Here is a 21,681-nt window from a genome sequence, read left to right on the forward strand (position 1 = left end):
TACAATCCACACATAAACGCTGTTCCACAGGAAAGTCCATGGTAGTCATTCAAGATATTGTCTCCGCGCTCTGGCAACACGATTTTGCCGCGCTGGCGGATCCGCACGTTGTGAGCGTGGTTTACTTCGTCATGTTCGCCACACTGTTTTTAGAAAATGGTCTGCTACCCGCCTCCTTTTTACCCGGAGACAGCCTGTTATTGCTGGCAGGGGCGCTGATCGCTCAGGACGTGATGAGTTTTTTACCTACCATAGCTATTCTGACTGCCGCCGCCAGTCTGGGCTGCTGGCTAAGCTACATTCAGGGACGCTGGCTGGGCAACACGCGGACGGTAAAAGGCTGGCTGGCGCAATTGCCTGAAAAATACCATCAGCGCGCCACCTGCATGTTTGACCAACACGGACTGATGGCGCTGCTGGCAGGACGCTTCCTGGCGTTTGTTCGCACCTTGCTGCCAACAATGGCGGGAATTTCTGGCCTTCCAAACCGTCGGTTCCAGTTTTTTAACTGGCTGAGCGGTCTGCTGTGGGTGACCGTCGTCACCAGCTTTGGCTATGCACTGAGCATGATCCCGTTCGTCAAACGTCATGAAGATCAGGTGATGACCTTTTTAATGATCCTGCCGGTTGCCCTGTTAACCGCAGGTCTGTTGGGAACGCTGTTCGTGGTAATTAAAAAAAAATATTGTAGCGCCTGAGCCGCATCCGAGGCCGGATAATCTCCGGCATTTCGCCTGATGGCGCACAGCTTTAAGGCCTGCGGAGTAACTGTCAGGCCAACATGAAATCAACTCCCCTGCATCATTCGAATTCTGGCCGCATCTTCCCCAGGCGTTACACCAAAGAAACGTTTGAACTCCCGGCTAAATTGCGATGCGCTCTCATAGCCGACGCGCATGGCAGCCGCACTGGCCTTCATTCCATCGTGGATCATCATCATCCGTGCTTTATGCAGACGGTAGCTCTTCAGATATTGCAGCGGCGACGTGCTGGTTACCGCTTTAAAATTATGATGAAACGCCGACACGCTCATGTTCGCTTCTGCCGCCAGCTGTTCTACATTGAGGTTTTCGGTGTATTTGGTTTCAATCCGCTTCAGCACCCGGCTTATCAAACTGAAATGCGTCTGACGGCTGACCAGCGCCAGTAACGCGCCGCCACGCGGCCCGGTCAGCACATGGTAGAGGATCTCGCGAATAATCTGTTTCCCCAGAATACGTGCATCCAGCGGTCGCTCCATCACATCCAGCAGGCGCTCAGCGGCGCAAAGAATTTCGTCAGAGAGCGTCGCGGAGTTGATCCCGCTGGCCGCCATAGCGGGCTGGAAGAGCTCATCTTCCCCGATGTCCATCAACAGCTCCTGCAACTGCAGAATATCAACATTCAGGTAGATACCGGCCAGGGGAACCTCCGGTGTCGCATGCGTTTCACATTCAAAGGGTAAAGGAACGGTTAGCAGCAGGTATTCGTTGGCGTCATAACGAAATACACGCTCATTGATGTAACCAATTTTATGTCCCGAAAAGAGAAATATGATGCCTGGCTGATACATGACCGGCGTACGGGCCGCTGGCTCCGTGCCGTGCAGCAGGCGGACATCTGGCAGCAATTCACTGAGTTTATTTTCATTGTTTTTCAGCTGTTTAATTTTATCTGTCAGCAGAAGGCAGATCTCATCACGGTTCATGGAGCACCATTTCATCATCGGTTTTCGACCCTGACATAATGCGCAGATTTATCCGTTTTCTCCAGCAGTCTGTAGAAATGGGCAAGACATCGGCAGAAATGAGCATTGAGAGCAACGCGGCGGGCGACCACAATGTTCATCATCCGGCAGACACCTCCTGCCCTCTTTTTTTACCCACATAAGGGAACGAGCAATGAACAACTTTAATCTCCATACCCCAACCCGTATTTTGTTTGGTAAAGGCGCTATCGCTGAGCTGCGCGATCAAATCCCTCAGGATGCTCGCGTACTGATTACCTACGGCGGCGGCAGCGTGAAAAAAACCGGCGTTCTGGCACAGGTTCAGGATGCGCTGAAAGGCCTGGATGTGCTGGAGTTTGGCGGTATTGAGCCGAACCCGTCTTATGAAACGCTGATGAACGCAGTAAAAATCGTGCGTGATGAAAAAGTGACGTTCCTGCTGGCTGTAGGCGGGGGTTCTGTGCTGGATGGCACCAAATTTATCGCGGCAGCGGCACAGTACGCTGACGGTATCGATCCATGGCGCATTCTGGAAACCCACGGTAACGACGTAACAAGCGCTATCCCGATGGGCTCAGTATTAACCCTGCCTGCAACCGGCTCTGAATCTAACTCCGGTGCGGTAATTTCGCGTAAAACCACCGGCGATAAGCTGGCCTTTATGACCCCGTTTGTGCAGCCGGTATTTGCCGTGCTGGATCCGGTTTACACCTATACCCTGCCGCCGCGTCAGGTTGCGAACGGCGTCGTGGATGCCTTTGTGCATACCGTTGAGCAGTATGTGACTTATCCGGTAGACGGGAAAATTCAGGATCGCTTTGCCGAAGGCATTCTGCTGACGCTAATAGAAGAAGGCCCGAAAGCATTGCAGGAGCCGGAAAACTACAACGTGCGTGCGAACGTCATGTGGGCGGCGACCCAGGCGCTGAACGGCCTGATTGGCGCAGGCGTACCGCAGGACTGGGCAACACATATGCTGGGCCATGAGCTGACCGCAATGCACGGTCTGGATCATGCTCAAACATTGGCCATCGTTCTGCCAGCGCTGTGGAATGAAAAACGCGACACCAAACGCGCCAAACTGCTGCAATACGCAGAGCGTATCTGGAATATCACCGAAGGTGATGATGACCAGCGCATTGACGCCGCTATTGCCGCAACTCGCGCTTTCTTCGAGCAAATGGGCGTACCGACTCGCCTGTCTGACTACGGCCTGGACGGTAGCTCCATCCCGGCGTTGCTGGAAAAACTGCAAGCGCATGGCGGTACGAAACTGGGCGAACATCAGGACATTACGCTTGAGGTCAGCCGTCGGATTTACGAAGCGGCTCGCTAAGGTTTTTTGACCTCCGCCTTTCGTTTTTGGGTATTTATACCAGGCTTAAGTCACACCATGTCACCGGAGTATGTTCCGGTGACAGTTATTCAGGGGGGAATTATGACCACTCCAACCATGATCAAACTACAGGATGGTAACGTCATGCCGCAACTGGGCCTGGGGGTCTGGAAGGCAAGCAACGAAGAAGTCATTACCGCCATTCATAAAGCGCTGGAAGTGGGGTATCGCTCAATTGATACCGCTGCGGCGTACAAAAACGAAGAAGGTGTCGGCAAAGCAATACGCGATGCTGGCATACCACGGGACGAGTTATTCATCACCACCAAGCTGTGGAATGATGACCAAAAACGTCCCCGGGAAGCCTTGCTCGAAAGCATGGAAAAACTCCAGGTTGATTACCTCGATCTGTACCTGATGCACTGGCCGGTTCCGGCGATCGATCACTACGTTGAAGCGTGGGAAAACATGATCGACCTGCAAAAAGAAGGTCTGATTAAAAGCATCGGCGTGTGCAACTTTCAGATCAACCATCTCCAGCGGCTGATGGATGAAACCGGCGTACCTCCGGTGATTAACCAGATAGAACTTCATCCGCTGATGCAACAGCGCCAGCTTCATGCCTGGAACGCCACACATAAAATCCAGACCGAATCCTGGAGCCCGCTGGCGCAGGGCGGGCAGGACGTCTTTGATCAAAAGATCATCCGTGACCTCGCTGAGAAATATGGCAAAACACCGGCGCAGATTGTCATCCGCTGGCACCTGGATAGCGGGCTGGTGGTGATTCCGAAATCGGTCACCCCTGCGCGTATCGCAGAAAACTTTAACGTCTGGGACTTCCGCCTGGATAAAGATGAATTAGGCGAAATCGCGAAACTCGATCAGGGCAAACGTCTGGGACCAGACCCGGACCAGTTCGGCGGTTAACTCCCCCTTTAAGCCCGGCGCCAGATGTCCGGGCTTACTCACTACCAGGCTGGCAAATCCCCGCTTTTGGTATCGAATGCGACGCATCCGGCAAGGAACATGTCACGCGATAAGCCTCGCCATCTGCCGCATGCACCCCGCCCAAACGACCGCCCAGTTCAACCTCGTACGAATCCCCTTCAGCGGAAATATGCAGCGCGGAGCGATAAATCCAGTCCATGGGGCCAATTGGCAGAAAGAATGTCCATTCGTACTTATCGGGAAAGGAAAAAAAACCATCTCGATCGGACACGGTACTGACTGGAGATGCGTTACTGTTTAAGGTAATTTCCGCACCCTGAACGGGTTGTCCAGCGCTATTTGTCAGTCGCCCATCCACCGCGGGCTGCGTCTGATGATGTGCCACACAACCGCTTTGTAGTATCACCGTCAGCAGCACTGCTGACCTTATCCACTTAGCCATCCTTGCTCTCACTTTGAATTAAGTCCATTTACGTTTTCCAGGAGCGAATGATACTCTGAGTCCATCATCCCCTGGAAGAGTCACCGCAATGACCTGTATTTTCTGTCAAATTGTTGAAGGCAAAGCGCCCTGCCATAAGGTCTGGGAAGACGAGCATCACCTGGCTTTTCTGTCGATTTTCCCGAACACCGACGGTTTTACCGTGGTGATCCCGAAAAAGCATTACCCCAGCTATGCCTTCGATATGCCGCCGCAGGCGTTGGCTGACCTGATGCTGGCAACCCAAAAAGTGGCTAAGAAACTGGATAAGGCTTTCCCGGACGTCAGCCGTACGGGGATGTTTTTCGAAGGTTTCGGCGTAGACCATGTGCACAGTAAATTAAGCCCCATGCACGGTACTGGCGATTTAACCCACTGGAAACCGATTGAAGCGCGGCAGAACAAATTTTTCGAGCAGTATGAAGGGTATCTGTCGTCACACGATCATGAACGGGCGGATGATGCAAAACTGGCCGCATTAGCGGCCAGAATTCGTGAGGCGTAAGTACTGAGTCTCTCTACTGGATGGCGGCGCAAGCCACTTACCCGGCCTACAAAATCGTGCTATTCGTAGGCCTGATAAGTATTTCACTACCAGGCAGGACGGATTAGCGCCCCGCCACTTTCCCACGTTTTTTGTTCGCGGCAGGCGTCTGGCGCTGATGCGCCACTGGCGTATGTTTAGTCAACGCCGGACGAGTATGACGGTTCTGACGACGTGCTTCGCGCATCTCTTCCAGCGTAGGCGCCGGAACCAGACATTCGCGACGACCACCGATCAGATGCTTTTTACCCATATCTTCCAGCGCCTGGCGGATTAACGGCCAGTTGGCTGGATCGTGGTAACGCAGCAGGGCTTTATGCAGACGACGCTGCTTATCACCTTTCGGCACCACCACGTCTTCACTCTTATAACCAATTTTACCCAGCGGGTTTTTCCCGGTGTAATACATGGTTGTGGAGTTCGCCAGCGGCGATGGGTAGAAGTTCTGCACCTGATCGAGGCGGAAACGACGTTGTTTCAGCCACAGCGCCAGATTCACCATATCCTCGTCACGCGTACCCGGGTGCGCGGAAATAAAGTACGGGATCAGGTACTGTTCTTTACCCGCCTGTTTAGAGTAGGTATCGAACAATTCCTTAAAGCGATCGTAGCTGCCCATCCCCGGCTTCATCATCTTCGACAGCGGGCCTTCTTCAGTATGCTCTGGCGCAATCTTCAGATAGCCGCCAACGTGATGGGTCGCCAGCTCTTTGATATAACGCGGATCTTCAACCGCGATGTCATAGCGTACACCGGAAGCGATGAGGATCTTTTTAATACCTTTCAAATCACGCGCACGGCGATAAAGGTTAATCGTCGGTTCGTGGTTGGTATCCATATGCGGACAAATATCCGGATAGACGCATGACAGACGACGGCAGGTCTGCTCCGCACGCGGTGACTTACAGCGCAGCATATACATGTTCGCCGTTGGGCCACCGAGATCGGAAATCACGCCGGTAAAGCCCGGAACGGTGTCGCGAATGGCTTCGATTTCATTGATGATCGAGTCTTCAGAGCGGCTCTGGATGATGCGGCCTTCGTGCTCGGTGATCGAACAGAACGAACAGCCGCCAAAGCAGCCACGCATAATGTTGATCGAGAAGCGGATCATCTCATAGGCCGGAATACGGCTGTCGCCATACGCCGGATGCGGCACGCGCTTGTAAGGCAGCGCAAAGACGCTGTCCATCTCTTCGGTAGAGAGCGGAATGGCTGGCGGGTTGATCCAGATGTAGCGATCGCCATGCTTTTGCATCAGCGCGCGCGCGCAGCCTGGGTTGGTTTCGTGGTGCAGGATACGCGACGCATGCGCATACAGCACTTTGTCGCCCTTCACTTTTTCGAAGGACGGCAGCAGCACGTAGGTTTTTTCCCACGGTTTCGGTCGTGGCGGCTGTACGGTTACCGCTTTCGCTTCCTGTTTTTTCGGGGCGACAGGTTTGTTGTCGGCACACGGCAAATCTTCGCCGTACGGATGTGGAATCGGGTCAATCTTGCCCGGCGTGTCGAGACGCGTGGAGTCCACCCCACTCCAGCCCGGCAGCGCTTCTTTAACCATAATCGCGGTGTTACGCACGTCGCGGATCTGATCGATAGTTTCACCCATCGCCAGACGATGTGCCACTTCCACCAGCGGACGTTCGCCGTTGCCGAACATCAGCATGTCGGCTTTGGAATCCACCAGAACGGAGCGACGAACGGTATCAGACCAGTAGTCATAGTGCGCGGTACGGCGCAGGCTGGCCTCAATGCCGCCGAGAATAACCGGCACATCTTTCCATGCTTCCTTACAGCGCTGGGTATAAACCAGCGTGGCGCGGTCCGGGCGTTTGCCTGCCACGTTGTCTGGCGTGTAAGCATCGTCATGGCGCAGTCGGCGATCGGCGGTATAACGGTTGATCATCGAATCCATGTTGCCTGCGGTCACACCAAAGAACAGGTTCGGTTTACCCAAACGCATAAAATCGTCTTTGTTGTTCCACTCCGGCTGGGCGATAATCCCAACGCGAAAGCCCTGCGCTTCCAGCATACGGCCGCAAATTGCCATGCCAAAGCTGGGATGGTCGACGTATGCATCGCCGGTAACCAGAATGATGTCGCAGCTATCCCAGCCAAGTTGGTCCATTTCGTCACGTGACATCGGCAAAAACGGTGCCGGGCCAAAACAGGCAGCCCAGTACTGCGGCCAGGAGAAAAGGTCTCTGTCCGGCTGGATCAGGGATATTGCGCTCATAGTGCTTCCAAAAATGGTAAAAAAATAATCAAAGGCCGGGGATTATAAGCCGGAATGCAATAGAGATCGAAAGATTATGAGCGCTGAAGCATTATTTTCCCGCACCGCAAACTTCGTCTATTCGCGCTTTGCCATCAAAAACAGAAGACTCGCCAATATACTGCCTGAAAGCATCGCGAAGTTCCGTACAAGAAATCCCTCCTGCATGTAGCGCGCTCACGACCTGCGATCCCTTATCTTCAGTGTAAAAACCGTGCGCCAGTTGGTTATCAGAGTAAGGCGCTTTACGCTCCAGTATGTCGCGAATAACAAGGGTAAGGACTTGCGGATCTCCATTACTGTAGCCCCTCGCACGGTCGATGGCCTCTTCCAGCACCTTATTGTTCCCATCGCGGTCGTCAAAATCCGTCCATTGTACGACGTCTTTGTCCAGAATGGCCTGAATCACCGGACGCGGCGCATACTCCACCAAATACTTCAAAAGCTGGTCGCGATAGTCGGAGTCGGTTTCCGCCTTCAGGATAGCGGGCGTAGCGGCAATATCATCCGCGATCGTGACATCTCCTGACAACGCTCTGGCCTGGAGCTGGTACATCCGCTTTATCGGTTGACGATGATTCCACAGAAACTGCGTCAGTTCAGCATCGCCTTCTTTGAGTATCCTGCGGTAAACCTCATCATTTAATAACGATGGCATGTGGCGTAATAAGACCGTTGCCATTGCAAAATAGCGCTGTTTTTGTTCGGTCGTTGGTATAGCAGAGAAATAAACATTATTGCTTAATGGGTTATCCTCCATCAGCGCTTCCCGATTGCGAGCAGCCTGTTCGGAATCACCTGACAATAATTCACTGAAAACCTTCAGCGCGGTCTTATTCTGGCTATTAACCGCCTGGGTCAGTGGCGATACATAAGGGTAGCCCGCGTTATCAAAAGGATTAGCCCCACTGGCGATTAAAATCCTGAACGTTGACTCCGGCATATCTTGTTCATATGCCGAATAAGAAAGCATTTTCTGACGGAAAGCGGGATCGCTTAACTGGTTTTTAAAGCTATCACTGGCCTGATGCAGCGTATAGAGTTGATTAATGTCTCGCGCGCGCTGGAAATCTACATAAAGCTGCGGCTCCAGTTGATTCTGACATACGAAAAAAATGGCTATGGCGACAAGATGGCCGCCAACCGAAGAACCGAGCAGTGTTTTTCCTTTGTACAGCAACCAAAAAGCCAATATTCCAGCAAGTATCGCAGGGGAAACGATCAAAAGAATACGCGAGTTTAATTCGTCGCCATAAAAAGTAAAAACGCCCCACAGCAATAGCAAAGCGACGCACTGTGGTAATACCAGCCATAGCAGGATATGACGACTGGTGAGATTTTTAAAACTGGAGCAAATCAACACCAAAATAGCGATGCCTGCTATTACAGGCATCGCCATCATCAAAAAAAATACAATAAGGTCATACCAGGTAAAACTAATCATCGTTGCATCCTTTGCAATAAAACGAATCCATGCGATATCAATAAATTAGCTACGGCGCCGGATTCACCAACATTTGTCCGATAGATCCCCGGTCCGCCATTTCCAGCGTCTGGCTGTTAAAGTAGAACGGGAAATGCGCCCATGACGGTTGCCCGTAGTAAACCAGTAATTCAACCTGACCGTCGACCCAGACGGTATCTTTCCAGCCTCTGTCTTCCGGGAACGGCATCGCGCCATTCACATTACGGATCAGGAACGAGACGCCTTCAATATGGAAAGACTGAGGCATATCCGCCCTTACCGTCCAGCGCTCCCAGGAGCCCTGCTGGGCGGTAATATCCATACGGTTGACGTCCCACAGTTGACCGTTAATGCCTGGATCGTCATCCAGGCTGATATCACGGCTGCGAATCGGCGAACCGCTGAGGATTTCAGTTGGCAGCAGGCGCATTGGCAGGCTATCAGTCACCAGTGGCAGAAGACCTGTCGGGCGCAACGTCAGTACCAGCGTGGAGATGAGAATACTGGAAGGCTCAAAGAATCCGCGGATCCTGTCGACAATGCTGGCCGCCTCACCGCAGGTGATAGAGACCTCATTTCCGTTTGTCATATCCACCAGAATCTCACGGCGCTCGCCCGGTGCCAGCGAGAGCTGCTTCACCGAAACCGGCGCAGGTAAAAAACCCTGATCGCTGGAAATCACATGCAGCGGACGGCCATCGCTCATTTGCAGCTGGTAACGACGCGAGTTTGACGCGTTCAGCAAGCGCAAACGCACCCAGCCGCGGGAGACTTCGACATACGGGCTTTGCGCCCCGTTGACCAGTAACGTATCGCCAACAAAACCACCGCTACCGGGCTCGCTGTATTCCGGCGTACCAAAGTTGTCCAGGCGCTTGTCCTGGATAATGATCGGAAAATCATCCACGCCATAGTGGTTTGGAATAGACAGTGACTTACTCACTTCATCTTCAACCAGCCACATCCCGGCAAGACCGTTGTAAACCTGCTGGGCGGTACGATTTGGCGTATTGGCGTGGTACCACAGCGTGGCGGCACTCTGGCGAATCGGTAGCACTGGCGCCCAGTCCGCATTAGGAGACATCATGCGTGCCGGGCCGCCCATCAGCGGGCCAGGCACCTGTAGTCCGGCGACGGTCATCGAGACATTTTCAGTCAAACGGTTGCTGTAGATAAGCTTGACGTCATCCCCTTTCCAGACGCGGATCGTCGGTCCCAGGTAGCGGCCATTAACCCCCCAGACAGGCGCGCGCGTGCCTTGCGTAAAGGACCAGTGCGCACGTTGCAGCGTCATAAATAGCGGCTGCCCCCGACGGGACTCCAGCAGCGGAGGCACGGGTAACGGTTGTTGCTGACCGGCAGCATTAGCCTTCAGCGGAACAGCACCTGCACACAGTGCGATCCCCGATGCCTGAATGAACTGACGCCGACTGAATGACATATAAACTCCATGAAAAACTGGCGATTAACACGCAGGAAATCTTTTCCTGTAAAAAACCCGAATTGCGCGGATTAAACCTTACCGGCGGCTTCCCGCTCAGCAACTTCTTTATCGAGTTCTGCGATTTTTTGTTCCATCAGCGTACGGCAATGCGCTGCCAGTTCACGAACCTGATCTTTCCCAAAGTGGCTAATATCCACCGGCGGCAGCATCTCTACAATCGCCAGACCATTATTGAGTCGGTTGAGTTTTATCTTGTTCGAGGTTGTTGAAACGCACACTGGAATGACCGGGACGCCCGCCGCAATCGCCGCATGAAACGCACCGGTTTTAAACGGCAGCAAACCGCGACCACGGCTACGCGTTCCTTCCGGGAACATCCAGATAGAAATGCGACGTTTTTTGAAATGGTTCACCACGGCTGCAATGGTGCTGTGCGCTTTTGCGCGGTTGTTTCTGTCAATCAGCAGGTTGCCGGTTAACCAGTACAACTGCCCGAAGAACGGGATCCACAGCAGGCTTTTTTTACCTACCGTCACCGTCGGCGGCTGAACGATATTCGCCGCGGTAACCATGTCATAGTTGTTCTGATGGTTACAAATATAGATAGCATTACCATAGTTCTGCGCGTCTGCCGGCATGCGGCACTCGACCTTCAGGCCATAAAGGGGAGCCAGGCGGCCAAACATATGACCGAACGTTGCGACGTGTTTTGGATTTCGTGGGCTGAACAGACAGTATATACAACCGAAAATACAGACCAGAATGCAGTAAATAACAGTAATGATTAAACGAAAAATATATAGCATAACAACCTCTAAGGCCTAAGAGCCTGGCATTTTACGTCACCTGATTCATCATGCAGTATCAGGTTAGGGCTTTGTTAAGGGCGGCTCTCTGGAAAAGCGTATTGTTAATCGCAACGCACGAATAAACAACGGTTTCACGGGAATTTTTAACGTTGGCTCTCCCTGGGCTAAAACAGAGAGAGCCGGACGGTAGCGTTATTCTTCGCTGTCGCCGTGACTGGCGCGTCGAGGCGAGTCAATATCAATGCTGTCGATACGCTGCAGACCACGCATTAGCGTCCCGCGACGGCCACGCTCGCCGGTTACTTTCTGCAACTCTTCAGGACGCAGTTTAATTTTGCGCTTACCGACGTGGATGGTCAGCGTGCTTTGTGGCGGCAGCACGTAGAGCTTCGCCAGGCCATCTTCGCCTTTCGCCGCTTCCGCTGAAGGGATATTGATAATCTTGTTCCCTTTGCCTTTCGACAACTGCGGCAAATCGCTTACCGGGAACATCAACATGCGACCAGCCTGGGTGATGGCCAGCAGCATATCGGTTTCATCTTCAATCACCACTGGCTGCATCACGCGCGCATTTTCTGGCAGTGTAATCAATGCCTTACCAGCACGGTTACGTGCTACCAGGTCATTGAAGGTGCAGACAAAACCGTAGCCCGCATCGGAAGCCATCAGCAGTTTCTGATCGTCGCCTTCCATCAGCATGTGCTCAACCGTCGCACCCGGCGGCAGAGTGAGCTTACCGGTCAATGGTTCGCCCTGGCCACGCGCCGACGGCAGCGTAATCGGGTCGATGGCATAGCTGCGCCCGGTCGAGTCAACGAACACCACCGGCTGGTTGCTCTTACCCTTCACTGCCGACTTAAAGCTGTCGCCCGCTTTATAGCTTAATCCTGGCGCATCGATGTCGTGGCCTTTCGCACTACGCACCCAGCCACTCTGGGACAACACAATGGTCACCGGCTCTGACGGCAGCATGTCGTGCTCGCTCATCGCCTTCGCTTCTTCACGCTCTGTCAGCGGAGAGCGACGATCGTCGCCATAGGCCTCGGCGTCAGCCTGCAGTTCTTTCTTCAGCAGGTTACTCATTTTACGCTCGGAAGCCAGAATGCCCTGCAGCTGATCGCGCTCTTTCGCCAGTTCATCCTGCTCACCGCGGATTTTCATCTCTTCGAGTTTGGCAAGGTGGCGCAATTTCAGCTCAAGGATGGCTTCAGCCTGGGTTTCAGAAATACCAAACCGCGACATCAGCTCGGGCTTAGGTTCATCTTCATGACGAATGATTTCGATCACTTCGTCAATGTTGAGGAACGCCACCAGCAAACCTTCAAGGATGTGCAGGCGTTTAAGCACTTTTTCCAGACGATAGTTCAGGCGACGACGCACGGTATCACGGCGGAACGCCAGCCATTCGGTGAGGATCTCCAGCAGGTTTTTCACCGCCGGACGCCCATCAAGACCGATCATGTTCAGGTTGATGCGGTAGCTTTTTTCCAGATCGGTAGTGGCAAACAGGTGGTTCATCACCTGCTCCATATCTACGCGATTAGAGCGCGGGACAATCACCAGACGGGTCGGGTTTTCGTGATCCGATTCGTCGCGCAGGTCGTCTACCATCGGCAGCTTTTTATTGCGCATTTGAGCGGCGATCTGCTCCAGCACTTTTGCCCCGGAAACCTGATGCGGCAGCGCGGAAATCACCACTGCGCCGTCTTCTTTCGTCCATACCGCACGCATACGTACGGAGCCGCGTCCGTTTTCGTAAATCTTACGAATCTCCGCACGCGAGGTAATGATCTCTGCTTCGGTCGGGTAATCCGGCCCCTGTACAATATCCAGCAACTGATCCAGCGTCGTTTTCGGCTGCTCAATCAGAGTAATCGCTGCTTTTGCCACTTCACGCAGGTTGTGCGGCGGAATGTCCGTCGCCATACCCACGGCAATACCGGTCGTACCATTCAGCAGAATATTGGGCAAACGTGCAGGCAGCATCTTCGGCTCCTGCATGGTGCCGTCGAAGTTTGGCACCCAGTCTGACGTTCCCTGACCGAGTTCACCCAGCAGGACTTCCGCATATTTAGACAGGCGGGATTCGGTATAACGCATCGCCGCGAAGGATTTCGGATCGTCTGGCGCCCCCCAGTTCCCCTGCCCGTCAACCAGCGGATAACGGTAAGAGAACGGCTGCGCCATCAGCACCATCGCTTCATAACAAGCGCTGTCGCCGTGTGGATGGTATTTACCCAGCACGTCACCGACGGTACGGGCGGATTTTTTAAATTTGGCGCTGGCATTCAGCCCCAGTTCGGACATCGCGTACACGATGCGACGCTGAACGGGTTTCAAACCATCGCCAATAAACGGCAACGCCCTGTCCATGATGACGTACATGGAGTAGTTCAGGTAAGCGTTTTCCGTGAATTCATGCAGCGCCAGGCGCTCTGCCATATCGCTCATTAATCGTGGTTCCTCAACTTTATACCCCTCAATGAAAGGGCAATATTGCCGCAGATACTACCCTATCTGGCGTGTTGAGTCACAAAGAAAAGGGCCGCGAATGCGGCCCTGATGGGGATTATTTGGCAACTTTGGTAATCTGTTTCACGTCGATTTCAACGGAGTTCCAGTCTTTATCCACCTCGCCCTGGATTTCAACCACATCCTGCGGCGTGACGGTTACACCGTTCCAGCGCTTGTGGTCGATATCCACATTCACCGTGCCGGTCGCATCTTTAAACACATACAGGTCGTCGGAAATACGTTCAACGATGTTCCCACGCAGGGTAACCCAGGTGTCATCACGCAGCGATTTGGCGCTTTCTACCGTTGTGCTGCTACCGTTCGGGCCGACAAATCCGCCGTTTTGGCTTTGCGTGGTGGTGGTTGGTCCAGAGAAGCCGCCCTGCTGAGCTGCCAGAACAGGTGCGGAACACAGTGCCATTACGGCAACCATTGCAGCTAATTTTTTCATCGTCATGTCTCCCTTTCATGTTGGTTTACGACTATTAAATAAGTTAATCCTTAACAAGTTCTTAAGGCAAAAAAAGATACTTTTTTTGCTGTACAGAGGCTGTAGCCACAGGTTTACTGATGGTAAAGAAAGCGGCGGCAGGGAAGAACATATGCGTATTTTACTGATCGAAGATGACACATTGATTGGCGATGGCCTGAAAACGGGTCTGAATAAAATGGGTTTCAGCATCGACTGGTTTAGCGAAGGCCGTCAGGGGAAAGAAGCGCTTTATAGCGCTCCTTATGATGCAGTTATCCTCGACCTGACGCTGCCTGGCATTGACGGACGGGACATCTTGCGCGAATGGCGAGCCAACGGGAAGCAGGAGCCGGTGCTGATCCTGACCGCTCGCGACGCGCTGGCAGAACGCGTTGAAGGCTTACGTCTGGGCGCGGATGACTATCTTTGCAAACCCTTTGCGCTGATTGAAGTTGCCGCGAGGCTGGAGGCGCTGGTGCGCCGTGCCAGCGGCCAGGCCAGCAGCATATTACGCCATGGTCAGGTGACGCTCGATCCCGGCGCGCTGGTCGCCACGGCGGCGGATGAGCCTTTGTCTCTCAAACCCAAAGAGTTCGCGCTGCTGGAGCTACTTATGCGCAACAAAGGTCGCGTCCTGCCACGCAAACTGATTGAAGAAAAACTGTATACCTGGGACGAGAACGTCTCCAGCAATGCGGTTGAAGTACACGTCCATCACTTACGCCGTAAGCTCGGCAGCGACTTTATCCGTACCGTGCATGGCATTGGCTACACCCTGGGTGACGCATGAAACTCACACAACGCCTCAGCCTGCGCGTCAGGCTAACGCTTATTTTTTTGATTCTGGCATCAGCGACCTGGGCCGTTTCCAGCTTTGTGGCCTGGAAGCAGACTACCGATAACGTCGATGAGCTGTTTGATACGCAACTGATGCTGTTCGCCAAACGGCTCAGCACGCTGGATCTTGACGAGCTAAAAGCCTCAGAGCGCATTGCGCATACGCCGAAAAAATTCAAACATGGCCATATTGATGACGATGTGCTGACCTTTGCTGTCTATACGCCAGAAGGGAAAATGGTGCTCCACGATGGCGACAATGGTCAGTACATTCCCTATAGCTATCGTCGGGAAGGTTTTGACGATGGCTATTTAACCGGCGACAACGATAAATGGCGCTTTGTCTGGCTGACGTCGGCGGATAAAAAATACCGCATCGTTGTGGGGCAGGAATGGGAATACCGTGAAGACATGGCCCTGGCGATTGTGACAACGCAACTGGTACCCTGGCTTATCGCATTGCCATTGATGCTATTAATCCTGATCGTATTGTTAAGTCTTGAGCTCAACCCCCTGAAAAAACTGGCGCAGGCGTTACGTTTGCGCGACCCGGAATCTGAAGATCCCCTCAGTTTAAAAGGCATTCCCGGCGAGGTTCGCCCGCTGGTTGAATCGCTCAACCAACTTTTTATCCGTATTCACACCACCATGGTGCGCGAACGGCGCTTTACTTCCGATGCGGCTCATGAACTACGTAGCCCACTCACCGCGCTGAAAGTACAGGCCGAAGTGGCGCAATTGTCTGACGATGATCCGCAGGCAAGGCAAAAAGCCTTAATGCAGATGCAAACCGGTATTGAACGCGCCACCCGACTGGTCGATCAGCTCCTGACGCTTTCGCGCCTCGACTCCCTCGACAATCTTCAGGATGTAGCGGAAATCTCGCTGGAGGAGCTACTGCAATCCGCGGTGATGGATATCTACCACCCGGCCCAGCAGGCGCACATCGATGTGCGTTTGCAGATTAACGCGCACGACATTACGCGTACAGGACAGCCGCTGTTACTCAGCCTGATGGTACGAAATCTGCTGGATAATGCGATCCGCTACAGTCCGCAGGGTAGCATTGTGGAAGTGACGCTCAACGCCCGCAATTTCAGCGTCAAAGATAATGGTCCTGGCATCGCGCCTGAGGTCCTTACCCACATCGGTGAACGTTTTTATCGTCCACCGGGACAAAGCGTGACCGGCAGCGGTCTCGGCCTGTCGATTGTCCGCCGTATCGCGACTTTGCATGGAATGTCAGCCTCATTTGGTAACGCTCCGCAAGGTGGCTTTGAAGCTAAGGTCAGTTGGTAACTGGGTTATTATTGCTCAAACAGCAAAAGACTTTGCACATTTTGCTAATTTCACCGCACCGCTGGTGGGAGTAAAATCGTCCTCAAACGTATTTCCTTGAGGACACAAAATGAGCAACATTCTGATTATCAATGGTGCGAAAAAATTCGGCCATTCTAATGGTCAACTGAATGACACCCTGACCGAGGTCGCGGACGGTATCCTGCGCGACCTCGGGCATGATGTTAAAGTCGTACGCGCAGACAGCGATTATGACGTTCAAACAGAAGTGCAGAACTTCGTGTGGGCCGATGCGGTTATCTGGCAAATGCCTGGCTGGTGGATGGGCGCACCGTGGACCGTGAAAAAATACATCGATGACGTGTTTACCGCAGGTCACGGTACGCTGTATGCCAGCGATGGCCGTACACGTTCAGATGCCTCTAAAAAATACGGTTCCGGCGGGCTGATTCAGGGCAAAAAATACATGTTGTCTCTGACCTGGAACGCACCGATGGAAGCCTTCACAGAAAAAGATCAGTTCTTCCATGGCGTTGGCGTTGATGGCGTTTATCTCCCGTTCCATAAAGCAAACCAGTTCCTGGGAATGGAAGCGCTGCCGACCTTTATCACCAATGACGTGATTAAAATGCCGGACGTCCCGCGTTATATCGCAGAATATCGCAAGCATCTGAACGAAATTTTTGGTTAACTGGTAACCTGGAATTAGAAGGAGTTAACCATGCTTACCGTTATTGCAGAAATCCGTACACGTCCAGGTCAACATCACCGCCAGGCGGTACTGGATCAGTTCGCTAAAATCGTTCCGACCGTACTGAAAGAAGAAGGCTGCCACGGCTACGCGCCGATGGTCGATCATGCTGCTGGCGTCAGTTTTCAGACCACGGCCCCGGACTCAATCGTAATGATTGAACAGTGGGAAAGCATTGCGCATCTTGAAGCGCATTTGCAGACACCGCACATGAAAGCCTATAGCGAAGCCGTGAAAGGTGATGTGCTGGAGATGAATATTCGTATTCTGGAATCTGGCATTTAAGATTGTCGATTTGCCGGATAACGCCACAAACAGACGTATCCGGCTTACACAGCAATCTCCAGGCCCGGTAAGCGCAGCGCCACCGGGCATTCTTTACCAGTAAAGCTTCCAGCTCTGAGTGAAGCGCATTAACGCCTCAACGTAGAAATAATCCCCCCAGCTTGCGCACTCATCGACCCCTTTGTTGCTCGACAGGTGATACACCGAGTGTTTCAGTAGCCCATTCCCCAGCTCATCTTTGCCCATCAGATAGTGCCTGGTCAGCGAAGACATGATCCCCATCGCCCACTGCTGATAGCGTTCGCGATCCGGATCGGTCACCGGCAGGTGTTTAATCAGCTCCAGCAGACCGCAGACGGCAATCGCTGCCGAAGATGAATCGCGCAGCGCATCGGTCCCGACTAATGCCAGATCCCAATGGCAAACGGCATCTTCCGGCAAACGATTAAGAAAATAGTTGGCCAACTTTTTCGACAGCTGCACCATCTGGGTATCACCGGTGTAGATATAGCTCAGCAGAAAACCATAAATTCCCCACGCCTGCCCACGCGACCAGCAAGAATCGTCGGCATAGCCCTGCTGAGTATTACCGTAACGCGGCTCGCCGGTTTGCACGTCCATATAGTAGGTGTGGAAGGTCGAGGCATCCTGGCGGATCAGGTATTTTGCTGCCTGCGCAACGTGCGCTTTGGCGGCATTCGCAAAACGCAGATCGCCCGTTTGCTCGCTTGCCCAGTACAACAGCGGCAGATTCATATTGCAGTCGATGATCATCCGCCCGGCCTGCTCGGGATCGCGAAGATCGCCCCATGCCTGGATGATCTGCGCCTTTTCATGAAAACGCTCCAACAGCGCTTCTGCCGCCATCAGGGAAAACCCTCGCGCATCACGATTACCCGTCAATCGCCAGGCCGCCACGCAGGAAAGCGTGTAGAGGAATCCCAGGTCGTGGGTGTTGGTATCGTGGCGTCCGCCAATACGCAAGCCAAACGAACGCACATGTTTCTCCGCCATCTCACGAAATTTGCTCTCACCACTCATTTCCCACGCCAGCCATAACTGCCCGGTCCAGAAGCTGGTCGTCCATTCCACATTATCTGTCAGCGGGTAATAACCTTGCACACAGGTTTCGGCAGGAAATTGTTCACCGAATTCCGTTAAATGACGGCTAATCAATTCGAGGACATGTTCTCGAGCGCTACTCATTTGATCCTGAAAGCTACCAGGATTAACCGGGCTGCCAGGAAATACGCGCAACGATTCCTCAACGATATGATTTAACATATTTCGGTTCCTTCTTACGTAAATTATTTTGCAGGATTATTTTCAGCAATATCGAGAGCGATATTTTTGCCTCGTTTGCTCTGACAGGCAGATAAAGTAAATGCTGATATCAATGTAAAGATCAGCGCCACAATGCCCATAATGATATATGTCTTCTCAAAACCGATCCGGTCATACATTAATCCAGCAGGTGATGAAACTACTACGTTACCGACATACAGCATGGCCTGATAACCCAGTAAATACATGGTCGCATTTACCCGTTTATCAAAATGCTCGGCAATATATTTAAAGACGGAAACCAGTAATAAACAGATCTCCAGACCGTATAGCGGTTTCAGCACAGAAATGAGCAGATGAGAGTCGCACAGGCCAGAGATAACCAACCGTGCGCCCACCAGCGCCCCAACAATCAGCAGGCCACGCTTTGCGCCAACGTAATTGACGAATAACGGAATGACCATGTACATGACAAATTCCATTCCCGACTGCACCGTCCCCAGATAACCAAACACGGCGTTCCCTTCATGCACATCCGAGAAGAAAGTGACGAAGTAGCGGGAGAACTGCTGCTCAGCGATGAACATCATCCACGCTACGCCTGCAACATACAGGCAGAATGCCCAGAATTTGCGATTTCGCAGCAGGGCGTACACATCCGCCGGGGCGATTTTCTCTTTGGTTAACACCTCCGAGGCGTTGGCCGCATTGACATTGACTTTCAGACTCAGCAGAACGACCAGCATCACCACCGACGCCACGCTGCCGAGCATAAAGTTATAGGCCGGAGAGAGGTTAAATAGCAGGCCAGAGAACGATGACGCCACTGCCCAGCCAAGTGACCCCCACATGCGGATTTGCCCAAACTCCATGCCGTTCAGGCGGCTGTAGCGATCGGAATACGATTCACAGGCAGCCACCCCGGCATACCACGCAAAGCTTAAGTAAATCGCGCCAACGATAATGCCCAGCATTGTATTGGACAGTAATAATGGCTGATAGACATAAATAAAAAAGGGTGCCATTAATGCAGACATCACCACGACAAAATAGAGCAGATATTTACTCATCCCTATTTTATCGAGAATATAGCCATAAATAGGTTTCAGAATAACCGAAAAAATACCATTCACGGCAAATACGGTGCCGATCACCGTACCACTCAATTGCGCTTTTTGCCCTAACCAGATAGCCAGCAGACCAATACTTGCAGACCATGTAAAGAAATAGAGGAATATAAAACTACTTATTTTATAATATTCAGTCCGATTTCCCATTGAATTATTTTTCATACCATCCTCGCTATAAAAAGAACGACAACTGGCGTGCACTTTCAGGCTGCTGAATAACAACCTGGCTATTGTTGATAGAAAGCAGCGGAACGGCGGCGTACTGTCTTTGCTGTCCACTGGCGCTCACGGCGCAGCAAAGCCAGCTTTCGCCCTGTGGGATTTCGGCGGTAAGCACAGGGATCGAGGCGCATTCAGGGAACATGATGCTGCTGTTTGGCGGCGTGACCACGTTGTCTGGCTGACGAACTATGGACGGTGAAAGATCAACGATAACGCTGGTTCCATTACGTGCCGCAATGAGACAGCCGCGATCGCGTAGCTGAGGCTCGGCTTTCATTACCGCAAATCCCCCTTCCACCGTTTGCAGGCTTCGCGCGCTGTGAATACGATGCAAACGAAGATGCCACTCACCAAACGGGACCAGCCATGTATCAAGGGTAACGTCATGCCAGGGAGACCAGCGGGACCAGATAAAATTCTCATCAACCCGAACGTCATCGCACTGACGACGGCCACGATAGTAGCCATCGCCGTCTGCCAACAGCAGCATAGAGTCACAGGCCGCATGTTTGATGCCGTAACGGCCACGCTCAATGGTGAAACCGAAACGGCTGGAGTAGGCGAATTTGGTGTATTTGGCTTCGGTATTGACGTAGTTGTTCAGTTCAAGCTGGCCTGAGGTCAGCATCGTGACATGTTCAGAATGCTCACTGTGCTGCATGATCTGCGCGGCATGCGTAATCACCCGTTTTTCATCAAGTACGGGTAAGGCCTGCTCTTCAGCCTGCCAGAAGGGATGCTTCTCGGGCAGAGCGAGGATCAAAAAGACCTTCAATGCCCAGTAGGGCGATCCCGGCGAGTTGTAATCTTCGCACATCGCCAGGTTCGGATAGGCAAACCCCAGTGTCAGAATGCCATCACGATCGAAAATCGGCTGCTTCTGCCACCAACGCAAATGGCGCAGGATCACGCCTTTAATGACGCCTGGCGAAAAGACATCCAGTTCAGCAAACGCTACTGCGCTCCAGAACGCAACCATGGCAAAGCGGTAGGTCAGGCTGCGGCCAAACGGCACCGATGCGCCGTCTGCTGCGGACAGATAAATGAAATCTTCGGCAAACAGACGCGAGCGCTCACGCAGAGTGGCGGCACGATCGGCATCATCGGGGCTTAGGGTGGCATATAACAGGCCATAAAAATGGAAGGCCATAGAGATGTAGTAATCTTTCGGACGCCCGGGACCATCGGAATACCAGCCGTCACCGAGATAGTAGGCTTCCATCAGCTCAAAACGGCGATCGATAGCAGCCTGATCATAAGGCAGACCCGCCCGCTTGAAGCCAAGCTGAACGATAATCGCAAAGTAGTTCCAGTTGCTGTCCGGCATTTGCGCGTCGGTTATCTGGTTCAGCCAGCAATGCAGATTTTCACGTTCGCGCAAGGAGAAGCAGTCCGTCAGTTGCGTCTGTAACAATGCCAGACCCAGACCATATGCAGCCATCTCGACCAGGCGCTGATCGTACGGGCCGGTATCCCCCCAGTAGTGTGGACTTTGCGGATCGGTGCCAAGTTTTATCGCCTGAATGTATTTTTCGGCATACGGCGCATCAGCCCCGCCCGCCATCAGCGGAAACAGTCCCCACAGCGCCCGGGAAAGTCCTTCCATACAGGCAATATCCACGCTGTAGTGAGCACAGGTATTGCCAAGTGAAAACTGAGCCTGTCCTACCGGAAACTGCTGATCCAGCGCACGCAAAATGGCGTGAACAGCGCACGTTACGTCTTCGCGTGATGACAATGGATTTGATTTTTCTTCAGTTGTTGACCACATACTCTGCCCCTCTGAATTAAGTGGCTAAAGAATAGTGAATCGCAGAGCAGCAGAAATGTTACGTCAATCACACCACCAGCATTAAAGTAAAACAGCGATTGAG

Annotated in this window: 19 protein-coding genes; 8 read left to right on the forward strand and 11 right to left on the reverse strand. The window is 52.7% G+C overall.

The features are described 5' to 3' along the window. Positions 1–38: 38 nt before the first annotated feature. The gene (gene yghB / locus OGW16_RS25960) at positions 39–698 is read left to right on the forward strand and encodes a DedA family general envelope maintenance protein YghB (RefSeq protein WP_043017623.1); all 660 of its coding nucleotides are present in this window, start codon (positions 39–41) and stop codon (positions 696–698) included. An 89-nt stretch (positions 699–787) separates the two neighbouring features. Here the strand turns inward: yghB and OGW16_RS25965 are convergent, their stop codons facing one another. After that, complete coding sequence (locus tag OGW16_RS25965; protein WP_140389834.1) at positions 788–1,687, reverse strand: AraC family transcriptional regulator; 900 nt, start codon at positions 1,685–1,687, stop codon at positions 788–790. A gap of 193 nt (positions 1,688–1,880) precedes the next feature. Here OGW16_RS25965 and yqhD point away from each other — a divergent pair, with 193 nt between their 5' ends. Beyond that, entirely contained in the window at positions 1,881–3,044 is a 1,164-nt protein-coding gene (yqhD, locus tag OGW16_RS25970; RefSeq protein WP_043017625.1) for an alcohol dehydrogenase, read from the forward strand. A gap of 102 nt (positions 3,045–3,146) precedes the next feature. Then, on the forward strand, positions 3,147–3,974 hold the full coding sequence (gene dkgA, locus OGW16_RS25975; RefSeq protein ID WP_080626092.1) for a 2,5-didehydrogluconate reductase DkgA: 828 nt from the start codon (positions 3,147–3,149) through the stop codon (positions 3,972–3,974). A gap of 34 nt (positions 3,975–4,008) precedes the next feature. Here dkgA and OGW16_RS25980 read toward each other — a convergent pair whose 3' ends face one another. After that, positions 4,009–4,437, reverse strand: coding sequence for a carboxypeptidase-like regulatory domain-containing protein (locus OGW16_RS25980; protein ID WP_087051195.1), 429 nt, complete (start codon positions 4,435–4,437; stop codon positions 4,009–4,011). 88 nt (positions 4,438–4,525) lie between these two features. Between OGW16_RS25980 and OGW16_RS25985 the strand changes: the two genes are divergently transcribed. Next, entirely contained in the window at positions 4,526–4,981 is a 456-nt protein-coding gene (locus OGW16_RS25985; protein ID WP_008785817.1) for an HIT family protein, read from the forward strand. A gap of 103 nt (positions 4,982–5,084) precedes the next feature. On the opposite strand, the gene OGW16_RS25990 is transcribed toward OGW16_RS25985, so the two are convergent. The 6 genes from OGW16_RS25990 to OGW16_RS26015 form a co-directional block, all read right to left on the reverse strand. Further along, positions 5,085–7,256, reverse strand: coding sequence for a YgiQ family radical SAM protein (locus tag OGW16_RS25990; protein ID WP_003024532.1), 2,172 nt, complete (start codon positions 7,254–7,256; stop codon positions 5,085–5,087). Between the two features lie 91 nt (positions 7,257–7,347). Next, the gene (locus tag OGW16_RS25995) at positions 7,348–8,739 is read right to left on the reverse strand and encodes a hypothetical protein (protein ID WP_286519323.1); all 1,392 of its coding nucleotides are present in this window, start codon (positions 8,737–8,739) and stop codon (positions 7,348–7,350) included. Positions 8,740–8,788: 49 nt separating this feature from the next. After that, positions 8,789–10,201 (reverse strand): cell division protein FtsP, encoded by a 1,413-nt coding sequence (ftsP, locus tag OGW16_RS26000; protein WP_286519324.1) that lies wholly within the window; start codon positions 10,199–10,201, stop codon positions 8,789–8,791. Between the two features lie 71 nt (positions 10,202–10,272). Next, on the reverse strand, positions 10,273–11,010 hold the full coding sequence (plsC, locus tag OGW16_RS26005) for a 1-acylglycerol-3-phosphate O-acyltransferase (protein WP_043017631.1): 738 nt from the start codon (positions 11,008–11,010) through the stop codon (positions 10,273–10,275). A gap of 195 nt (positions 11,011–11,205) precedes the next feature. Further along, positions 11,206–13,464, reverse strand: a complete 2,259-nt coding sequence (parC, locus tag OGW16_RS26010; RefSeq protein WP_043017632.1) for a DNA topoisomerase IV subunit A — start codon at positions 13,462–13,464, stop codon at positions 11,206–11,208. Positions 13,465–13,582: 118 nt separating this feature from the next. Beyond that, positions 13,583–13,978: a YgiW/YdeI family stress tolerance OB fold protein gene (locus tag OGW16_RS26015; protein WP_005123105.1), complete on the reverse strand. Its 396-nt coding sequence runs from the start codon at positions 13,976–13,978 to the stop codon at positions 13,583–13,585. A gap of 151 nt (positions 13,979–14,129) precedes the next feature. Here OGW16_RS26015 and qseB point away from each other — a divergent pair, with 151 nt between their 5' ends. From qseB to OGW16_RS26035, 4 genes are all read left to right on the forward strand, one after another. After that, positions 14,130–14,789: a quorum sensing response regulator transcription factor QseB gene (gene qseB, locus OGW16_RS26020; protein WP_080626089.1), complete on the forward strand. Its 660-nt coding sequence runs from the start codon at positions 14,130–14,132 to the stop codon at positions 14,787–14,789. Then, positions 14,786–16,135 (forward strand): quorum sensing histidine kinase QseC, encoded by a 1,350-nt coding sequence (qseC, locus tag OGW16_RS26025; RefSeq protein ID WP_172862400.1) that lies wholly within the window; start codon positions 14,786–14,788, stop codon positions 16,133–16,135. The genes qseB and qseC overlap by 4 nt, the downstream gene beginning before the upstream one ends. 109 nt (positions 16,136–16,244) lie before the next feature. After that, positions 16,245–16,826, forward strand: coding sequence for an NAD(P)H-dependent oxidoreductase (locus OGW16_RS26030; protein WP_043017635.1), 582 nt, complete (start codon positions 16,245–16,247; stop codon positions 16,824–16,826). 30 nt (positions 16,827–16,856) lie between these two features. Continuing rightward, positions 16,857–17,171, forward strand: a complete 315-nt coding sequence (locus tag OGW16_RS26035) for a putative quinol monooxygenase (protein WP_042289259.1) — start codon at positions 16,857–16,859, stop codon at positions 17,169–17,171. Positions 17,172–17,264: 93 nt separating this feature from the next. Here the strand turns inward: OGW16_RS26035 and OGW16_RS26040 are convergent, their stop codons facing one another. Genes OGW16_RS26040 through OGW16_RS26050 form a run of 3 tightly spaced genes read right to left on the reverse strand, consistent with a single transcriptional unit; the run spans position 17,265 to position 21,578 of the window. After that, entirely contained in the window at positions 17,265–18,455 is a 1,191-nt protein-coding gene (locus OGW16_RS26040; RefSeq protein ID WP_075145627.1) for a glycoside hydrolase family 88 protein, read from the reverse strand. A 23-nt stretch (positions 18,456–18,478) separates the two neighbouring features. After that, positions 18,479–19,747 (reverse strand): oligosaccharide MFS transporter, encoded by a 1,269-nt coding sequence (locus OGW16_RS26045; RefSeq protein ID WP_075145626.1) that lies wholly within the window; start codon positions 19,745–19,747, stop codon positions 18,479–18,481. 10 nt (positions 19,748–19,757) lie between these two features. Beyond that, positions 19,758–21,578, reverse strand: coding sequence for a DUF2264 domain-containing protein (locus OGW16_RS26050; protein WP_080626087.1), 1,821 nt, complete (start codon positions 21,576–21,578; stop codon positions 19,758–19,760). Positions 21,579–21,681 lie beyond the last annotated feature (103 nt).

Origin of the sequence: Citrobacter sp. Ce104 (assembly GCF_030334595.1) — a bacterium.
Classification (GTDB): Bacteria; Pseudomonadota; Gammaproteobacteria; order Enterobacterales; family Enterobacteriaceae; genus Citrobacter; species Citrobacter europaeus.

Excerpts from the sequence above, each read along its gene's own strand:
- yghB (WP_043017623.1), top strand. The coding sequence starts at position 39 with ATGGTAGTCATTCAAGATATTGTCTCCGCGCTCTGGCAACACGATTTT.
- OGW16_RS25965 (WP_140389834.1), bottom strand. The coding sequence starts at position 1,687 with ATGAACCGTGATGAGATCTGCCTTCTGCTGACAGATAAAATTAAACAG.
- yqhD (WP_043017625.1), top strand. The coding sequence starts at position 1,881 with ATGAACAACTTTAATCTCCATACCCCAACCCGTATTTTGTTTGGTAAA.
- dkgA (WP_080626092.1), top strand. The coding sequence starts at position 3,147 with ATGACCACTCCAACCATGATCAAACTACAGGATGGTAACGTCATGCCG.
- OGW16_RS25980 (WP_087051195.1), bottom strand. The coding sequence starts at position 4,437 with ATGGCTAAGTGGATAAGGTCAGCAGTGCTGCTGACGGTGATACTACAA.
- OGW16_RS25985 (WP_008785817.1), top strand. The coding sequence starts at position 4,526 with ATGACCTGTATTTTCTGTCAAATTGTTGAAGGCAAAGCGCCCTGCCAT.
- OGW16_RS25990 (WP_003024532.1), bottom strand. The coding sequence starts at position 7,256 with ATGAGCGCAATATCCCTGATCCAGCCGGACAGAGACCTTTTCTCCTGG.
- OGW16_RS25995 (WP_286519323.1), bottom strand. The coding sequence starts at position 8,739 with ATGATTAGTTTTACCTGGTATGACCTTATTGTATTTTTTTTGATGATG.
- ftsP (WP_286519324.1), bottom strand. The coding sequence starts at position 10,201 with ATGTCATTCAGTCGGCGTCAGTTCATTCAGGCATCGGGGATCGCACTG.
- plsC (WP_043017631.1), bottom strand. The coding sequence starts at position 11,010 with ATGCTATATATTTTTCGTTTAATCATTACTGTTATTTACTGCATTCTG.
- parC (WP_043017632.1), bottom strand. The coding sequence starts at position 13,464 with ATGAGCGATATGGCAGAGCGCCTGGCGCTGCATGAATTCACGGAAAAC.
- OGW16_RS26015 (WP_005123105.1), bottom strand. The coding sequence starts at position 13,978 with ATGAAAAAATTAGCTGCAATGGTTGCCGTAATGGCACTGTGTTCCGCA.
- qseB (WP_080626089.1), top strand. The coding sequence starts at position 14,130 with ATGCGTATTTTACTGATCGAAGATGACACATTGATTGGCGATGGCCTG.
- qseC (WP_172862400.1), top strand. The coding sequence starts at position 14,786 with ATGAAACTCACACAACGCCTCAGCCTGCGCGTCAGGCTAACGCTTATT.
- OGW16_RS26030 (WP_043017635.1), top strand. The coding sequence starts at position 16,245 with ATGAGCAACATTCTGATTATCAATGGTGCGAAAAAATTCGGCCATTCT.
- OGW16_RS26035 (WP_042289259.1), top strand. The coding sequence starts at position 16,857 with ATGCTTACCGTTATTGCAGAAATCCGTACACGTCCAGGTCAACATCAC.
- OGW16_RS26040 (WP_075145627.1), bottom strand. The coding sequence starts at position 18,455 with ATGTTAAATCATATCGTTGAGGAATCGTTGCGCGTATTTCCTGGCAGC.
- OGW16_RS26045 (WP_075145626.1), bottom strand. The coding sequence starts at position 19,747 with ATGAAAAATAATTCAATGGGAAATCGGACTGAATATTATAAAATAAGT.
- OGW16_RS26050 (WP_080626087.1), bottom strand. The coding sequence starts at position 21,578 with ATGTGGTCAACAACTGAAGAAAAATCAAATCCATTGTCATCACGCGAA.